The sequence below is a fragment of the Streptomyces sp. 63XJN7_1_ISO-PGPR-S23-121 genome, assembly GCF_056173025.1.
Map to the genome: position 1 here is coordinate 3,264,352 of NZ_CM149653.1, position 14,466 is coordinate 3,278,817.

Annotated in this window: 11 protein-coding genes; 8 read left to right on the forward strand and 3 right to left on the reverse strand. The window is 73.2% G+C overall.

The genetic code is table 11. From position 1 onward, the window contains the following. Positions 1 to 4: 4 nt before the first annotated feature. Entirely contained in the window at positions 5 to 454 is a 450-nt protein-coding gene (locus AC0VYN_RS14165) for a nitroreductase family deazaflavin-dependent oxidoreductase (RefSeq protein WP_475536287.1), read from the reverse strand. Between the two features lie 172 nt (positions 455 to 626). Between AC0VYN_RS14165 and AC0VYN_RS14170 the strand changes: the two genes are divergently transcribed. Both AC0VYN_RS14170 and AC0VYN_RS14175 read left to right on the forward strand, forming a co-directional pair. Beyond that, positions 627 to 1,169 (forward strand): flavoprotein, encoded by a 543-nt coding sequence (locus AC0VYN_RS14170; RefSeq protein ID WP_475536288.1) that lies wholly within the window; start codon positions 627 to 629, stop codon positions 1,167 to 1,169. A gap of 73 nt (positions 1,170 to 1,242) precedes the next feature. Beyond that, a complete protein-coding gene (locus tag AC0VYN_RS14175; RefSeq protein WP_475536289.1) occupies positions 1,243 to 2,211 on the forward strand; it encodes an aldo/keto reductase in 969 nt (322 codons plus the stop codon). Between the two features lie 19 nt (positions 2,212 to 2,230). On the opposite strand, the gene AC0VYN_RS14180 is transcribed toward AC0VYN_RS14175, so the two are convergent. Together AC0VYN_RS14180 and AC0VYN_RS14185 are read right to left on the reverse strand one after the other, a co-directional pair. Then, positions 2,231 to 2,893 carry a DUF4232 domain-containing protein gene (locus AC0VYN_RS14180; RefSeq protein WP_475536290.1) on the reverse strand — a complete coding sequence of 221 codons (663 nt, stop codon included), beginning with the start codon at positions 2,891 to 2,893 and terminating at the stop codon, positions 2,231 to 2,233. A 105-nt stretch (positions 2,894 to 2,998) separates the two neighbouring features. After that, entirely contained in the window at positions 2,999 to 5,377 is a 2,379-nt protein-coding gene (locus AC0VYN_RS14185) for a SpoIIE family protein phosphatase (RefSeq protein ID WP_475536291.1), read from the reverse strand. A gap of 255 nt (positions 5,378 to 5,632) precedes the next feature. On the opposite strand from AC0VYN_RS14185, the gene AC0VYN_RS14190 reads away from it, so the two are divergent. The 6 genes from AC0VYN_RS14190 (at position 5,633) to AC0VYN_RS14215 (ending at position 14,464) form a co-directional block, all read left to right on the forward strand. Next, positions 5,633 to 8,728: a glycoside hydrolase family 2 TIM barrel-domain containing protein gene (locus AC0VYN_RS14190; protein WP_475536292.1), complete on the forward strand. Its 3,096-nt coding sequence runs from the start codon at positions 5,633 to 5,635 to the stop codon at positions 8,726 to 8,728. Positions 8,729 to 8,879: 151 nt separating this feature from the next. Further along, a complete protein-coding gene (locus tag AC0VYN_RS14195) occupies positions 8,880 to 11,123 on the forward strand; it encodes a glycoside hydrolase family 9 protein (RefSeq protein WP_475536293.1) in 2,244 nt (747 codons plus the stop codon). A 97-nt stretch (positions 11,124 to 11,220) separates the two neighbouring features. After that, complete coding sequence (locus tag AC0VYN_RS14200; RefSeq protein WP_077797179.1) at positions 11,221 to 11,469, forward strand: hypothetical protein; 249 nt, start codon at positions 11,221 to 11,223, stop codon at positions 11,467 to 11,469. Between the two features lie 3 nt (positions 11,470 to 11,472). Next, entirely contained in the window at positions 11,473 to 11,850 is a 378-nt protein-coding gene (locus AC0VYN_RS14205) for a toxin Doc (RefSeq protein ID WP_475536294.1), read from the forward strand. A gap of 376 nt (positions 11,851 to 12,226) precedes the next feature. Next, positions 12,227 to 13,795 carry an RICIN domain-containing protein gene (locus AC0VYN_RS14210; RefSeq protein ID WP_475536295.1) on the forward strand — a complete coding sequence of 523 codons (1,569 nt, stop codon included), beginning with the start codon at positions 12,227 to 12,229 and terminating at the stop codon, positions 13,793 to 13,795. A 63-nt stretch (positions 13,796 to 13,858) separates the two neighbouring features. Next, positions 13,859 to 14,464, forward strand: coding sequence for a class I SAM-dependent methyltransferase (locus AC0VYN_RS14215; protein WP_475536296.1), 606 nt, complete (start codon positions 13,859 to 13,861; stop codon positions 14,462 to 14,464). Positions 14,465 to 14,466: the final 2 nt, after the last annotated feature.

The following is a 14,466-nucleotide window of genomic DNA, read 5'->3' on the forward strand; positions in this document are numbered from 1 at the left end:
GCGGTCAGTTGCCGCCGGCCGGTTCCAGGACGAAGACCGGGATCTCCCGGTCCGTCTTCTCCTGGTAGTCGGCGTACGTCGGGAACGCCGCGACGGCCCGCTCCCACCACTCGGCCTTCTCCGCGCCGGTGACCTCACGGGCCGTCATGTCCTGCTTCACGGGGCCGTCCTGGAGCTCCACGCGGGGATCGGCCTTGACGTTGTGGTACCAGACCGGGTGCTGGGGCGCCCCGCCCAGGGACGCGACCACCGCGTAGCGGCCTTCGTGCTCGACGCGCATCAGCGGCGTCTTGCGGATCTTGCCGCTGCGGGCGCCCCGCGTGGTCAGCACGATCACGGGCAGGCCCGTGTCCAGCAGGGTCGTCCCCTGCGTTCCGCCGGAGCTCTCGTACAGCTCCACCTGCTCACGAACCCACTGCGTCGGGCTGGGTTCGTACTCGCCCTCAAGAGGCATGGTTTCCGTCCCATCGTCGCGTCGTACGGCTGACCGGCACCGGCCGGTGCACGGTCCATCCTTACCGCATCCCGGCCGCGGACCGCCGACGGCCGCGCGACACGGGCCCGGCGGAGCGGGACGGCCCGTTCCCCCCGGGCCCGGTACCGCCGGCGTTGAGTAGGGTTCCGGCGTGACCCGACCGGCCCCGAGCACCGAGAAGCCCTTCCTCTACGTCGTCGTCTGCGCCGCCGGCGTGGCCGCCGGCGTCGGCGAGCTGATCACCGCCGCACAGGAACGCGACTGGGAGGTCGGCGTCCTCGCGACCCCGGCCGCCATGGGCGGCTTCTTCGACGCCGCCGCCGTCGAGACGCAGACCGGCCGCCCGATCCGGTCGGCCTGGCGCCGGCCGGGCGACGCGCGCCCCTTCCCGGCACCCGACGCCGTCGTGGCCGCGCCCGCCACCTTCAACACCGTCAACAAGTGGGCCGCCGGCCTCGCCGACACCCTCGCCGTGGCCACCCTGTGCGAGGCCTGCGGCCTCGGCGTCCCCATAGCCGTCCTGCCCTGCGTGGCCGACGCGCTCGCCGCTCATCCCGCCTACCGGGAGAGCCTGGAACGGCTGCGCGGCATGGGAGTGCGCTTCGGCGACCCGTACACGGGCGAGGAGGAGGCGGACGGCGGGCGCCCCGACTTCGGCTGGGACCGGGCCCTCGACCTGATCGAGGGGCGCTGACCGGAGCGGGGCGCGGTCCCGGACGAGGACGTACGCTCGCCGGGTACCGATCCGGAAGGCAGGAGCAGCAACGATGCAGTACGTGAAGCTCGGTTCGACGGGCCTGGACGTCTCCCGCGTCTGTCTGGGGTGCATGACCTACGGCGTACCCGACCGCGGCACGCACGAGTGGACCCTCGACGAGGAGGCCTCGCGTCCGTTGATCCGGCAGGCGCTGGAGGCCGGCGTCACCTTCTTCGACACGGCCAACGTCTACTCCGACGGCACCAGCGAGGAGATCGTCGGCAAGGCGCTCGCGGACTTCGCCCGCCGGGACGAGATCGTGCTCGCGACCAAGGTGCACGGCCGGATGCGGTCCGGGCCCAACGGCGCCGGACTGTCCCGCAAGGCGATCATGACCGAGATCGACCACAGCCTGCGGCGCCTGGGCACCGACTACATCGACCTGTACCAGATCCACCGCTTCGACCCGCACACGCCGGTCGAGGAGACGATGGAGGCGCTGCACGACCTGGTGAAGGCGGGCAAGGTGCGCTACATCGGGGCCAGTTCGATGTACGCCTGGCAGTTCTCCAAGATGCAGTACACCGCCGAGCGGCACGGCTGGACGAAGTTCGTCTCCATGCAGAACCACTACAACCTCCTCTACCGCGAGGAGGAGCGCGAGATGCTGCCGCTCTGCACGGACCAGGGCGTCGGTGTGCTGCCCTGGAGCCCGCTGGCCCGTGGCCGCCTCACCCGCGACTGGGGTGCCGCCACCGGGCGCAGCGCCACCGACGCCTTCGGCAGCACGCTCTACCAGGAGGGCGACCGGGCGGTCGTCGAGGCCGTCACCCGCATCGCGGCGGAGCGCGGCGTACCGCGTGCCCAGGTGGCCCTCGCCTGGCTGCTGCACCAGGACACGGTGACCGCGCCGATCATCGGCGCCGCCAGGCCGGGCCACCTCGAGGACGCGGTGGCGGCCGTCGAACTCACCCTCGGCGACAAGGAGATCGAGGAGCTGGAGCGGCCGTACGCGCCGCACCCGGTCGCCGGTCACTGACGGCGCGGCCGGCGGGTGCTCAGGGGCCCGTGCCGGGGGCCAGGGCGGTGACGGACACCGACGACTCGTTGCCGCCCACCGGGACCTCACCGGCCTGCCACGTCACCCTGACTGGCTCCCGCTCGTCCGGCGGGGTGACGAGCAGCGCCGCCGGGGTCGCCGTGCGGGCACCGCTGATCTCCGGGCTGGAGAACGACAGCCCGGCCCACGCGCTGCCGCCCGGCGCCAGCGTGACCTTCCGCGGAGACTCGGGGGCGCGCTCGGGGTCGGGGCCGAGCTGCCTGCCGGACGCGTCCACGAACGCCGCACCCGGGTAGCCGTACAGGCTGCAGGTGTGGGCGGAGGTGTTGGTCAGCACGACCGGGAAGTTGCGCTGTCCGGCTCCCGGGTCGACGCGGCCGATCGAGGCCCGCAGCCCGGAGGTGTGACAACGGCCGTCGGTGCGGGCGGACGCGGACGCGGAACCGGCCGTGTCGCTCGGCACGGTGCGGGCCGTCGGCCCGCCGTCGGTGGCGCGGTCCGCCGGCGTGCCGCTGCTCGCGCCGGCCGACTGCTCGGCGCGGCCGGACTGCGTCGTGCTCGGCGTGCCGCTGTCGGTGCCGCAGGCGGTCAGCATGCCGAGCACCGCGACCGCGCTCGCGAGCAGGGCCGTCCGGCCGAGGGGCTGGGACGTCTTCGCCATCGCTTCTCCACACTCCCGTGAGGTTCGTCGCGCGCGGCCCGGCGCGGGTGCCGGGCGGCACGTCCTGGGTTCGAGTGTCCCGCGGGGCGGTGCGGAAACCGCGGGTCACTCCTCCTCGAGCAGGGCCAGTTCCGCCCAGATCGTCTTGCCCTCGGTGGTGTGGCGGCTGCCCCAGCGCTGGGTGAGCTGGGCCACCAGCAGCAGACCGCGCCCGCCCTCGTCCCAGGTCTTGGCCCGGCGCAGATGCGGCGCGGTGTGGCTGGTGTCGGAGACCTCGCAGATCAGCGTGGTGGCGTCGTGGATCAACCGCAGCCGGATGGGCGGTGAGCCGTACCGGATGGCGTTGGTGACCAGTTCGCTCACCACCAGTTCTGCGGTGAAGGTGGCCTCCAGCAACGCCCAGGCGGCCAACTGCTCGACGACCTGTTTGCGGATGGGGGCGACCAGCGACGGGTCCGCGGGGATGTCCCAGGTGGCGACCTGGCCGGCGGGCAGCCCCCGGGTGCGGGTCAGCAGCAGGGCCACGTCGTCGGTGGCGCCGCCGTCCGGCAGCAGGGCGTGCAGCACGCGGTCGCAGGCGGCGTCCAGCGAGCCGGCGGTGGCGTCCAGGGCCTCCCGCAGCAGCACTTCGCCGTCGTCGGTACTCCGGTCGCGGCCCGCGACCAGGCCGTCGGTGTAGAACGCGAGCACGCTTCCCTCGCGCAGTTCCAGCTCGGTGGACTCGAAGGGCAGGCCGCCCACGCCGAGCGGCGGACCGGAGGGCAGGTCGAGCTGCCGGGGCGAACCGCCCGGCGGGATCAGCACCGGCGGCGGATGCCCGGCCCGGGCCAGGGCGCACTGCCGGGACACCGGGTCGTACACCGCGTACAGACAGGTGGCACCGACCTCGCCCGTGCCGTCGCCGCCGGACTCCTCCGACAGCCGGACGACCAGGTCGTCCAGGTGGGTGAGCAGTTCCTCGGGGGTCAGGTCGATGTCGGCGAGGGTGCGCACGGCGGTGCGCAGCCGGCCCATGGTGGCCGAGGCCTGGATGCCGTGCCCGACGACGTCCCCGACGACCAGCGCGACCCGCATCCCGGACAGGGGGATGATGTCGAACCAGTCGCCGCCCACTCCGGAACGGGCCGCCGGGAGATAGCGGAAGGCGGCCTCCAGCGCGGCGGTGGGCGGCAGCCACCGGGGGAGCAGGCTGCGCTGCAGCATGAGGGTGGTCTCGCGCTCGCGGGAGTAGCGGCGGGCGTTGTCGATGCAGACGGCGGCCCGGGCGCTGACCTCCTCGGCCAGCAGCACGTCGTCGTGCGTGAACGCGTAGGGGGTGCGGAACCGGGTGAAGACCGCGATCCCCAGGGTGGTCCCGCGGGCCTGCAAGGGGACGGACATCGTGGAGTGGATGCCGTACTCCTCGACCCGCCCGACGCGGACCGGGTCCCACTCACGGTACTGCTCGACGTCGCCGGAGGGTACCGCGGCGACGATCGCGTGCCCCGCGACCAGGCACCGGGCCTGCGGTGAGGCCGCCGGATAGACGTCGAGGCGGCCCGGTTCGGCCACCGCCTCCGGGCATCCCGGGTTGACCGACTGGTGGGCGGCCCGGCGCAGGGCGACCGGCGGCGTCGGCGTGCCGACGGGATCGCCGCCGTGCTCCGGCGGGTCCAGCAGGTCGACGCTGACGAAGTCGGCGAGCGCCGGGACGGACACGTCGGCCAGCTCCTGCGCGGTGCGGGTCACGTCGAGGGTGGTGCCGATGCGCACGCTGGCCTCGTTGACCAGCTGGAGCCGCTCCCGGGCGAGGTGCTGCTCGGTGAAGTCGTGGGCGGTCACGCAGACGCCCCGCACCTCGCCGTCCGGAGCGGTGAGCGGGGCGATCCGGGCCAGCCAGGCGTGGGCGCGGCTCTCGCCGGGGGCCTTGAGGTAGGTGTGCATGTCGTGGCCCTGGCCGGTGGCGAGCACGTGCCGCATGTGCTCCTCGAGTTCCGCGGCCTGCGGACGGCTGCCGAGGTCGGTGGCCCGCAGGCCGCGCAGGCGGTCCGGGGGGAGTTCGAAGAGGCGCGCCATGGCGTCGTTGAGGCCGCGGATCCGGAGCAGGTCGTCGAAGATCATCATGGCGCACGGGGACTGCGTCAGTGCGGCTCTGACCAGTGGGTCGTCCGGTTGTTCGGGCCCGTCGACCAGCGGTGTGACGGCCAGCCACGTGCCCGGACCGTCGTCCTCGGACGGTCTGTGGCGGGCGAGCACCCACACCGTCACCGTGTGCCCGGCGCGGTGCCGCAGGGCCAGCGTCCCGTTCCAGCGTTCGGCGCCGGGCTCGAGCGCCGGGCCGTCGGTCCCGTCGGCCAGCAGTTCGGCGGCGGGGCGCCCCACGACGTCCGCGGCGGGGTGCCCCAGCAGCAGGCGCGCGCCCTCGCTCCACTCCCGCAGCGTGCCGGAGTCGTCGACGACGACGCGGGCCGCGGCGGCATCGTCGTGCGGGTTGACCGGACTCATCCTCGCCACTCCATTGCGCACACCCACAGTGAACAGCGCGTCACCTGGATCCCAGCGTAGTGCGTCCGGGCCCCGCGCGGACCCGAACCATCCGGCTCGCGGAGCCGCCCCGGCGCACGGGACACGGGACCGTCGGGGCGCTCGGGACAGAAAGAGCTTTCCGTGCCCTTGACGACGGCGTATGGACCGACGTCAGAATCTGTTTGTTCACGATCACTTGTGAGTACTTCTGATTCCTGATGAGGGAGATCCGGCATGACGGTCACGCGCAGATCGGTCCTGATCGCCTCGGCGGCGACGCCCGCGGCGGGTGCGCTGCTGGGCGCCCCGCCGGCGTGGGCCACGGACGCGGCGGGGGAGGGCGCGGGCCGCCGCACGGTCGCCCTGCGCGACGGCTGGCGCTTCGCCCTGGTCGATCCGGACGGGACCGCCGGCCCGGCCGGGGAGTACGCCGGAGCCGCCGGACCGGACTTCGACGACTCGGCGTGGCGCGAGGTGGCGATCCCGCACGACTGGAGCATCGAGCAGACGCCCACCACCGAGCACGGCACCACCAGCGGCACCGGCTTCCTGCCGGGCGGCCTCGGCTGGTACCGCCTCGCCTTCACCCTGCCGTCCACCGCGGCCGGGAAACGGATCTCGGTCGAGTTCGACGGCGTCTACATGGACTCCCACGTCTACTGCAACGGCCGGGAGGCCGGCCACCACCCCTACGGTTACACCGGCTTCGCCCTCGACCTCACCGGCCTGGTGCACACGGACGGCCGCACGGAGAACGTCCTCGCGGTCGAGGTGCGGAACCAACTGCCCAGCAGCCGCTGGTACTCGGGCAGCGGCATCTACCGCGAGGCCCGGCTGGTCGTCACCGAACCGGTGCACGTGCGGCGCTGGGGCACGTACGTCACCACGCCCGAGGTGAGCGACGAGCGTGCCCTCGTCCGGGTCGAGACCTCCGTCGTCAACGCCACGGGCACCGCGCGCGAGGTCGAAATCAGGTCGGCGGTCCAGGACGCCGAGGGGCGCACGGTGGCGCGGGCCGCGTCGACGGTCACCGTGGCGGACGACGGGAGCGAGACCCACGAACTCGTCCTACCCCGGCCCCGGTTGTGGGACTTCGCGGACCCGTACCGCTACACCCTGCACACCGAACTCCGGGTCGGCGGACGCACGGTGGACACCTACCGCACCCCCTTCGGCGTCCGTACCTTCCGCATCGACCCCGACGAGGGCTTCCACCTCAACGGAGCCCACGCCAAGATCAGGGGCGTCGACCTCCACCACGACCTCGGCGCGCTCGGTGCGGCCGTCAGCGTCGACGCGGTCCGCCGCCAGATGACCCTCATGAAGTCGATGGGCGCCAACGCCTTCCGCACCTCCCACAACCCGCCCTCGCCCGAGATGATCGAGATCTGCGAGGAACTGGGCATCGTGATGCTGGTGGAGGCCTTCGACTGCTGGCGCACCGGCAAGAACCGGTACGACTACGGCCGGTTCTTCGACGAGTGGTGCGAGCGGGACGCCACCGAGATGGTGCTCGCGGCCCGCAACTCGCCGGCCGTCGTCATGTGGTCGATCGGCAACGAGATCCCCGACTCCACCTCCACCGCCGGCCTCGCGATGGCCGACCGGATCATCGCCGCGATCCGGGCCGCGGACGCCACCCGGCCGCTCGTCATCGGCTCCGACAAGTACCGCCGGCTGCCCGCCAAGGGTTCGGCGGCCGACCTGATGCTGGCCAAGCTCGACGGACTCGGGCTCAACTACAACACCGCCAAGTCCGTGGACGCCCTGCACGCCGCCTATCCCCACCTGTTCCTGTTCGAGTCCGAGTCGTCCTCCGAGACCTCCACGCGCGGCACCTACCAGGAGCCCGAGCACCTCAACACCGGCGAGAACCACACGCCCGGCGGGCGGGCCACCTCCTCGTACGACAACAACCTCGCCTCCTGGACCATGAGCGGCGAGTACGGGCTCAAGAAGGACCGGGACCGCAGGTGGTTCGCCGGGCAGTTCCTGTGGTCGGGCATCGACTACATCGGGGAGCCCACGCCCTACGACGTCTTCCCCGTGAAGGCGTCCTTCTTCGGCGCGGTCGACACCGCCGGCTTCCCGAAGGACATGTACCACCTGTTCCGCAGCCAGTGGACGGACGCACCGATGGTCCACCTGCTGCCGATGACCTGGAACCACCGCGCGGGCGACACCGTCGAGGTCTGGGCGTACTCCAACGCCGACACCGTCGAGCTGTTCCTGAACGGGAAGTCCCTGGGCGTCCGCTCGTTCGACACCAAGAGGACGGCGGACGGCCGGGCCTACCAGGAGACCACCGAGGCCACCGGCGACGACAAGACCTTCACCGACGGCCCCTACCCGGGCAGTTACACGAGCCCCACCGGCAGCGCGGGCAAGCTCCACCTGACCTGGCGGGTCCCCTTCGCGCCCGGCGAGCTGAAGGCCGTCGCCCGGCGCGGCGGCAGGACCGTCGCCACCGACGTCCTGCGCACCGCCGGGGCACCGCACGCCGTACGCCTCACCCCGGACCGGGAGACCGTCGCCGCCGACGGCCGTTCCCTGGTCTTCGTGACCGCCGAGGTGGTGGACCGCGACGGAACGGTGGTGCCCGGCGCCGAGCACCTGATCTCCTTCGAGGTCGCGGGCGGCTCCCTCGCCGGAGTGGACAACGGCCGCCAGGAGAGCGCCGAGCGCTACCAGGCCAGTACCCGCACCGCCTTCCACGGCAAGGCCCTGGCCATCGTGCGGTCCGGCACCCGCCCGGGGACGGTGCGGGTGACCGCCCGAGCGGAGGGCCTGCGGGCGGGCGCGGCGGTCGTGCGCGCCCGGCGGGCCGCGTCCGCCGCGACCACGCCGGCCCCGCGGTTCGCGCCCGGGCACCCGGAGCCCGTGGTCCATCCGCACGCGGACGCGAGCTTCTCCGGACGCCCCGGCACGCTGCCCGCCGCGGTGCTCGACGGCGACCCGGCCACGGGCTGGTCCAACGGCTTCCACAAGGAGGCCACCGCCCTGCTGCCCGCCTTCGACGGGGCCCGCGCCGAGGACTGGATCTCGGTCGACCACGGTCGGACCCGCCGGTTCGGCCGGGTCGAGGTCTCCTTCACCGTGGACGCCGCGCACAGCCTGCCCGCCACGGTGGAGGTCGCCGTCTGGGACGGCCGCGCGTGGCGGACGGCCGAGGGCGCGCGCACCGAGTGGGCGACCGCGTCCGACGCCCCCACGGTGATCACCTTCGCCCCGGTGCGCGGATCCCGCGTCCGGCTCACGCTCACGAGCCGTCACCCGGGCGAGGCGAGGGGAGCGGTCCGCGTCAGCCGGCTGGAGGCGCCCGCCGTCTGACCGGCAGTGCCCCGGTCCGGACGGGAACCGCTCCCGTCCGGACCGTTGACGGGCTGTCATGTCTGCCACAACCATGGCCCTCGACCACAATTGGGAGCGCTCCCACAGATCCTTCGGTGGCGCTGCCTCCCCCACCCCGAGGAGTCCGGACGTGAAAAGACGCAGAACCGCGCTCGCCTCCCTGACGGCCCTGCTCGCGGCCGCCGTCACCGCGCTGCCCGCCGCCCCGGCCGGTGCCGACGAGACCGAGCAGGTCAGAAACGGCACCTTCGACAACGGCACCGACTCCTGGTGGGCGAGCAGCGGCGTCACCGCGGCCGTGACCGACGGCCGGCTGTGCGCCGACGTCCCCGGCGGCACCGCCAACCGCTGGGACGCCGCCGTCGGCCAGAACGACATCACCCTGGTCGCGGGGGAGTCGTACAGGTTCTCCTTCACCGCGACCGGCGCTCCCGCCGGCCACGTGGTCCGGGCGATCGTGGGCCTGTCGGTGTCCCCGTACGACACCTACTACGAGGTCAGCCCGCAGCTGAGCGTCTCCGGCGACACCTACTCGTACACCTTCACCTCGCCCGTCGACACCACCCAGGGCCAGGTCGGCTTCCAGCTCGGCGGGACCCCCGACGCCTGGCGGTTCTGCGCGGACGACGTGTCCCTGCTGGGCGGCGTGGCACCTGAGCCGTACGTCCCCGACACCGGACCTAGGGTGCGGGTCAACCAGGTCGGCTACCTGCCGTCCGGACCGAAGAACGCCACGCTGGTCACCGACGCGACAGCGCGCCTGCCCTGGCAGCTCAAGGACGCCGGCGGCCGGGTCGTGGCCCACGGCTGGAGCGTGCCGCGCGGCGTCGACGCATCCTCCGGGCAGAACGTCCACTCGATCGACTTCGGCCGCCACCCGCGGCGCGGCGACGGCTACACCCTGGTCGCCGACGGGGAGACCAGCCGCCCGTTCGACATCGGCACCGCCGCCTACGAGCGGCTGCGCGTCGACTCCGCGAAGTACTACTACACCCAGCGCAGCGGCATCGCCATCAGCGACCGGCTGCGCCCCGGCTACGCCCGCCCCGCCGGACACGTGGGCGCGGCACCCAACCAGGGCGACACCGAGGTGCCCTGCCGGCCCGGCGTGTGCGACTACACCCTCGACGTCTCCGGCGGCTGGTACGACGCGGGCGACCACGGCAAGTACGTCGTCAACGGCGGCATCTCCGCCTGGGAGCTGCTGAGCACCTACGAGCGTTCGCTGCACGCCCGGACCGGGAAGCCGTCGGGCCTCGGTGACGGCACGCTCGCGATCCCGGAGAGCGGCAACAAGGTGCCGGACATCCTCGACGAGGCCCGCTGGGAACTGGAGTTCCTGCTGAGGATGCAGGTCCCGGCCGGGCAGCCGCTGGCCGGAATGGCCCATCACAAGATCCACGACGCCCAGTGGACCGGGCTGCCGCTGCTGCCGAGCGACGACCCGCAGAAACGCGAACTGCACGCCCCGACCACCGCGGCCACCCTCAACCTGGCGGCGACGGCCGCTCAGGCGGCCCGCCTCTACCTGCCCTACGACCGCGCCTTCGCGGCGAAGGCGCTCGACGCCGCACGCACGGCCTGGGCCGCGGCCCTCGCCCACCCGGACGTGCTGGCCGACGAGAGCGACGGAGTCGGCGGCGGCGCCTACCCCGACAGCCGGGTGGACGACGAGTTCTACTGGGCGGCCGCCGAGCTGTACCTGACCACGGGTGAGCGGACGTTCGAGAAGTACCTGCTGGCGTCCCCCGTCCACACCGCGGACATCTTCGTCCCGCTCGGCTTCGACTGGGCGCGCACCGCGGCGGCCGGCCGCCTCGACCTGGCCCTCGTGCCGAACCGGCTTCCCGGGCGGGACGCCGTGCGCCGCTCCGTGGTGAAGGGCGCCGACCGCTATCTCGCCACGCTGAAGGCGCACCCCTACGGGATGCCGTACGCCCCCGACGGCAACGCCTACGACTGGGGATCCAGCGCCCAGGTCCTCAACAACGCGGTCGTCCTCGCCTCCGCCTACGACATCACCGGCGGCTCCGCCTACCGTGACGGCGCCCTCCAGACCATGGACTACATCCTGGGCCGCAACGCGCTGAACATCTCCTACGTCACCGGCTACGGCGAGGCCAACGCCCATCAACAGCACAGCCGCTGGTACGCCCACCAGCTCGACCCCGCCCTGCCCGACCCGCCGGCCGGCACCCTCTCCGGCGGACCCAACTCGGCCATCCAGGACCCCTACGCGCAGAGCAAGCTCCAGGGCTGCGTCGGACAGTTCTGCTACATCGACGACATCCAGTCCTGGTCGACCAACGAGCACACCGTCAACTGGAACGCGGCACTGGCCCGCATGGCGTCCTTCGTGGCGGACCAGGGCTGAGGGTCCGCTCACCCGTTCGCTTCCCGCGGTACCGTTGTACTCCTGCTCTGACCTGGGGGTATTTACGGTTCAGTACCCACGCGGTACCGTGGGAGGCATGCCAGCCCTGAACGTGGAGTTCAGCGACCGCGAGCTCGAGGACCTGAGGCAGATCGCCAAGGAACGCGGTACGTCGATGAAGGCGCTCGTGCGGGAGGCCGCCGCCGCCGACATAGCCCGGCACCGGGCGCTGCAGGAGGGCGCCGAGGCGTTCCGCCGGTTCTTCACCGCCCACGCCGACGAGTTCGCGGCCGCGTTCCCCGACGACGAACCACCGCCCGCCCGGGGCGAGGGGCGGGCCGCCTGACCCATGGCACCCGTTCTCCACATCGACGTGCCCTGGCTGCTCCAGCGTCACGAGGAGGTGCTGCCGGAGCAGCCCACGATCAACGACTTCTCCGCGCTGGTCGCCGCCGTCGCCCGGCACCGTGTCGATCCGCCCCGCCTCGGGGTGAACTCCGACCCCGCCTGGCGGGCCGCCGCCCTGCTGCACACCCTCGCCGTGCTCAGGCCCCTGCCGTCGGCCAACGCCCGCTTCGCCTGCGCGACGGCCGTGGCGTACATGTTCGCCAGCGGTGCCGGCATCGACCCGCCCTACGGTGCCCTGGTCGACCTCGCGCGCGACCTGCTCACCGGTGACGCCGATGTCTTCGGCGCGGCCGACCGGCTGCGTTCCTGGCAGATCTGACCCTCGCCCCGCCGCCCTCCCGGGGTGCCGGCCGGGGGAGGGCGGGACGGGCCCGGAGGCCCCCGCCGGCCTTTCCCGCGGGACACGCCGGAAATTCCGAAAACCCGTGTAGGGCACATCGGTTGACGCGGATTCCGGGCGTCTTTCGTGGAGGTCCGGCATTGTCCGGGCGCGCCTTGTTGACCATGAGTGCTTTGTGCGAGAGTGAAGCACTCGTGCGGGGGGTGAAGGCCGGGTCTCGCACGCATCGTGGGAAACCGGGCCCGATTTCGCCGTGGCGAATTCACGCCCCCACGCCGCGCCCAAGAGGTATACACCAATTCCCTTTCGGTGACCGGAACTGCGCGTCACCTGCGCGTGGGAAGGAAACAGCTCAGTGCCCACCCCCCACCCCCCTCGTCCCGTCCGCCCGTCCTCCGGCGGGGGTCCCGGGGAGTCCGACGAGTGGCTGGCCGCCCGCCTCCGGGACGGCCCGGAGAGCCAGGCGGCCCGGGCCGTCGCGCTGCTGACGGCCCGGCACTGGCAACCGGCCCACGACTACGCGGCCATCTGCCTCGCCACGTCGGGGCGGACCAGCGCCATGGTCACCGCCGCGGCCCAGCACCGGGTCATGGACCGTCTCGCCCAGGGCGAACCGGCCACGGCCCTGCGCCCGCGGCTGCTGGTGGCCGTGCGCGACACCGTCCGCCAGTGGGCCGCCGACGACGCGATCAACGGCGTTCTGCCGCAGTTGCTCAAACCCGCCGGCGGGCGCGGTATGCGGGCGGCGAAGTCCCTGATCCCGGAAAACCGCACACTGGCCGCGCGCGCATTCGCCTCCCTTCCCGGACCGGCCCGCTGTTTGCTGTGGCACACGGAGGTCGAGGGGGAACCCATTGATGTGCCGGCCGGTCTCCTCGGTATGGACACCGACACCGCGTCGGCCACGTACGGACAGGCGCGTGAGCAATTCCGCGAGGGATGCCTGCACGCGCACCGGCAGCTCGCGCCGACCCAGGACTGCCGTTTCCACAACCGGCTCCTCGACGTCCCGATCCGCCGGGGCGCGGACCTGCTGCCGGAGGTGCGCAAGCACCTGGGAGAGTGCCGGCACTGCCGGCACGCGGCCGAACAACTCGCCTGCTTCGAACGGGAACTGGGGCCGCTGATCGCGGAGGCGGTGCTCGGTTGGGGTGCCCGGCGCTATCTCGACTCCCGTCCCGACCGCGCGGACCGGGGCACCCCGGCCAGGTCCGCCGCCCGGCACCGCGGCGGACGCTCCAACCTGCTCGCCCGGATCCCCGTGTCCGTACGCCGGCTCCCGGGCCGGCCCCGCTCCGTCCGTTCGGTGCTCAGAGGAGTCGGCGCCGCCTCGGCGGGAGTACTGGCGGTCGTCCTCGTGACGAACGTGTGGTCGTACGACGGCGGCGGCGCCGATCCGGCCGCGTCCACCAGCGCCGCCGACGGCCGGGGTACGGCGTCGGCGACCTCCCGCCCGAAACCGCCCGGCGCCGCCGGTCTGCCCACGGCCGCGGATTCCGCCCGCCTGCGCAACGCCGCCGCCGGCCTCTGCCTCGACGTCCGGGGCGAGCCCAGGGCCGGCGCGGGGGCCCGGCTGGCGGCGTGTTCCGAGGCGTGGACGCAGCAGTGGACGCTGGAGGAGGACGGGCTGCTGCGCAGTGTCGCGGACCCCGGGCTGTGCCTGGACTCGCAGGCGGACGCCGGAGTCGTCATTCTCGGTGCCTGCGCCGACGAGGGCACCGAGCGGGGCGACGCCGTGCGCTACGACCGCACCGCACAGGGCGCGCTGCTGCCGCGCTGGCAGAACCAGCTCGCCCTCGCCGCCACCACCGGCGCCCCGGACGCCGACGTCGTCGTCAAGGTGCACGACGGCTCCACCGGGCAGCGCTGGCGGATCGAGAAGGCGCCGGCGGCGGACGGGGCCCTGTCGGTCGCCGGCACCTAGGAGGGGTCCGCGCGAGGAGTGCGCCGGCCGGCCGAAGGCCAGGGAGAACCTAGGCTTGCTGCCATGAACCGATGGGAGAAGCTGACCGGTGGCAGCTCCGGCGAGCAGTACGCCGCTCGTTTCGCGGAACTCGCCGAACAGGGACGGGACGTACACGGCGAGGCGCGCTTCTGCGCCACGCTCGTGCCTCCCGGGTCACGCGTGCTGGACGCCGGCTGCGGCACCGGGCGGGTCCTGATCCAGCTCGCCGGCCTCGGCTACGACGGCGTGGGGGTGGACCTCGACGCCTCCATGCTGGCCGTGGCACGCCGGAACGCGCCACGGCTGACCTGGCTGCGGGCCGACCTCTCGGAGTTCGACCCGGCCACCGCGGGCGTCACCCCCGGTTTCGACCTCGTCGTCGCCGCGGGCAACGTCTTCCCCCTCCTCGCTCCGGGCACCGAGGCCGCCGTCGTCGCCACGCTGGCCCGGGCCCTGCGCCCGGGCGGCCTGCTCGTCGCCGGTTTCGGCCTGGACCGGGACCACCTTCCCGTGCCGCCGACCCTGACCCTGGCGGAGTACGACGCTCACTGCGCCTCGGCCCTCCTCACCCTCACCGACCGCTTCGCCACCTGGGACGCCGACCCTTACGACGGAGGCGGATACGCGGTCAGCGTCCATCGCCGCTGAGG

Bases quoted from the DNA above. Each gene is read 5' to 3' on its own strand.
- AC0VYN_RS14185 (WP_475536291.1), bottom strand. From the start codon at position 5,377: ATGAGTCCGGTCAACCCGCACGACGATGCCGCCGCGGCCCGCGTCGTC.
- AC0VYN_RS14200 (WP_077797179.1), top strand. From the start codon at position 11,221: ATGCCAGCCCTGAACGTGGAGTTCAGCGACCGCGAGCTCGAGGACCTG.
- AC0VYN_RS14190 (WP_475536292.1), top strand. From the start codon at position 5,633: ATGACGGTCACGCGCAGATCGGTCCTGATCGCCTCGGCGGCGACGCCC.
- AC0VYN_RS14180 (WP_475536290.1), bottom strand. From the start codon at position 2,893: ATGGCGAAGACGTCCCAGCCCCTCGGCCGGACGGCCCTGCTCGCGAGC.
- AC0VYN_RS14165 (WP_475536287.1), bottom strand. From the start codon at position 454: ATGCCTCTTGAGGGCGAGTACGAACCCAGCCCGACGCAGTGGGTTCGT.
- AC0VYN_RS14215 (WP_475536296.1), top strand. From the start codon at position 13,859: ATGAACCGATGGGAGAAGCTGACCGGTGGCAGCTCCGGCGAGCAGTAC.
- AC0VYN_RS14175 (WP_475536289.1), top strand. From the start codon at position 1,243: ATGCAGTACGTGAAGCTCGGTTCGACGGGCCTGGACGTCTCCCGCGTC.
- AC0VYN_RS14205 (WP_475536294.1), top strand. From the start codon at position 11,473: ATGGCACCCGTTCTCCACATCGACGTGCCCTGGCTGCTCCAGCGTCAC.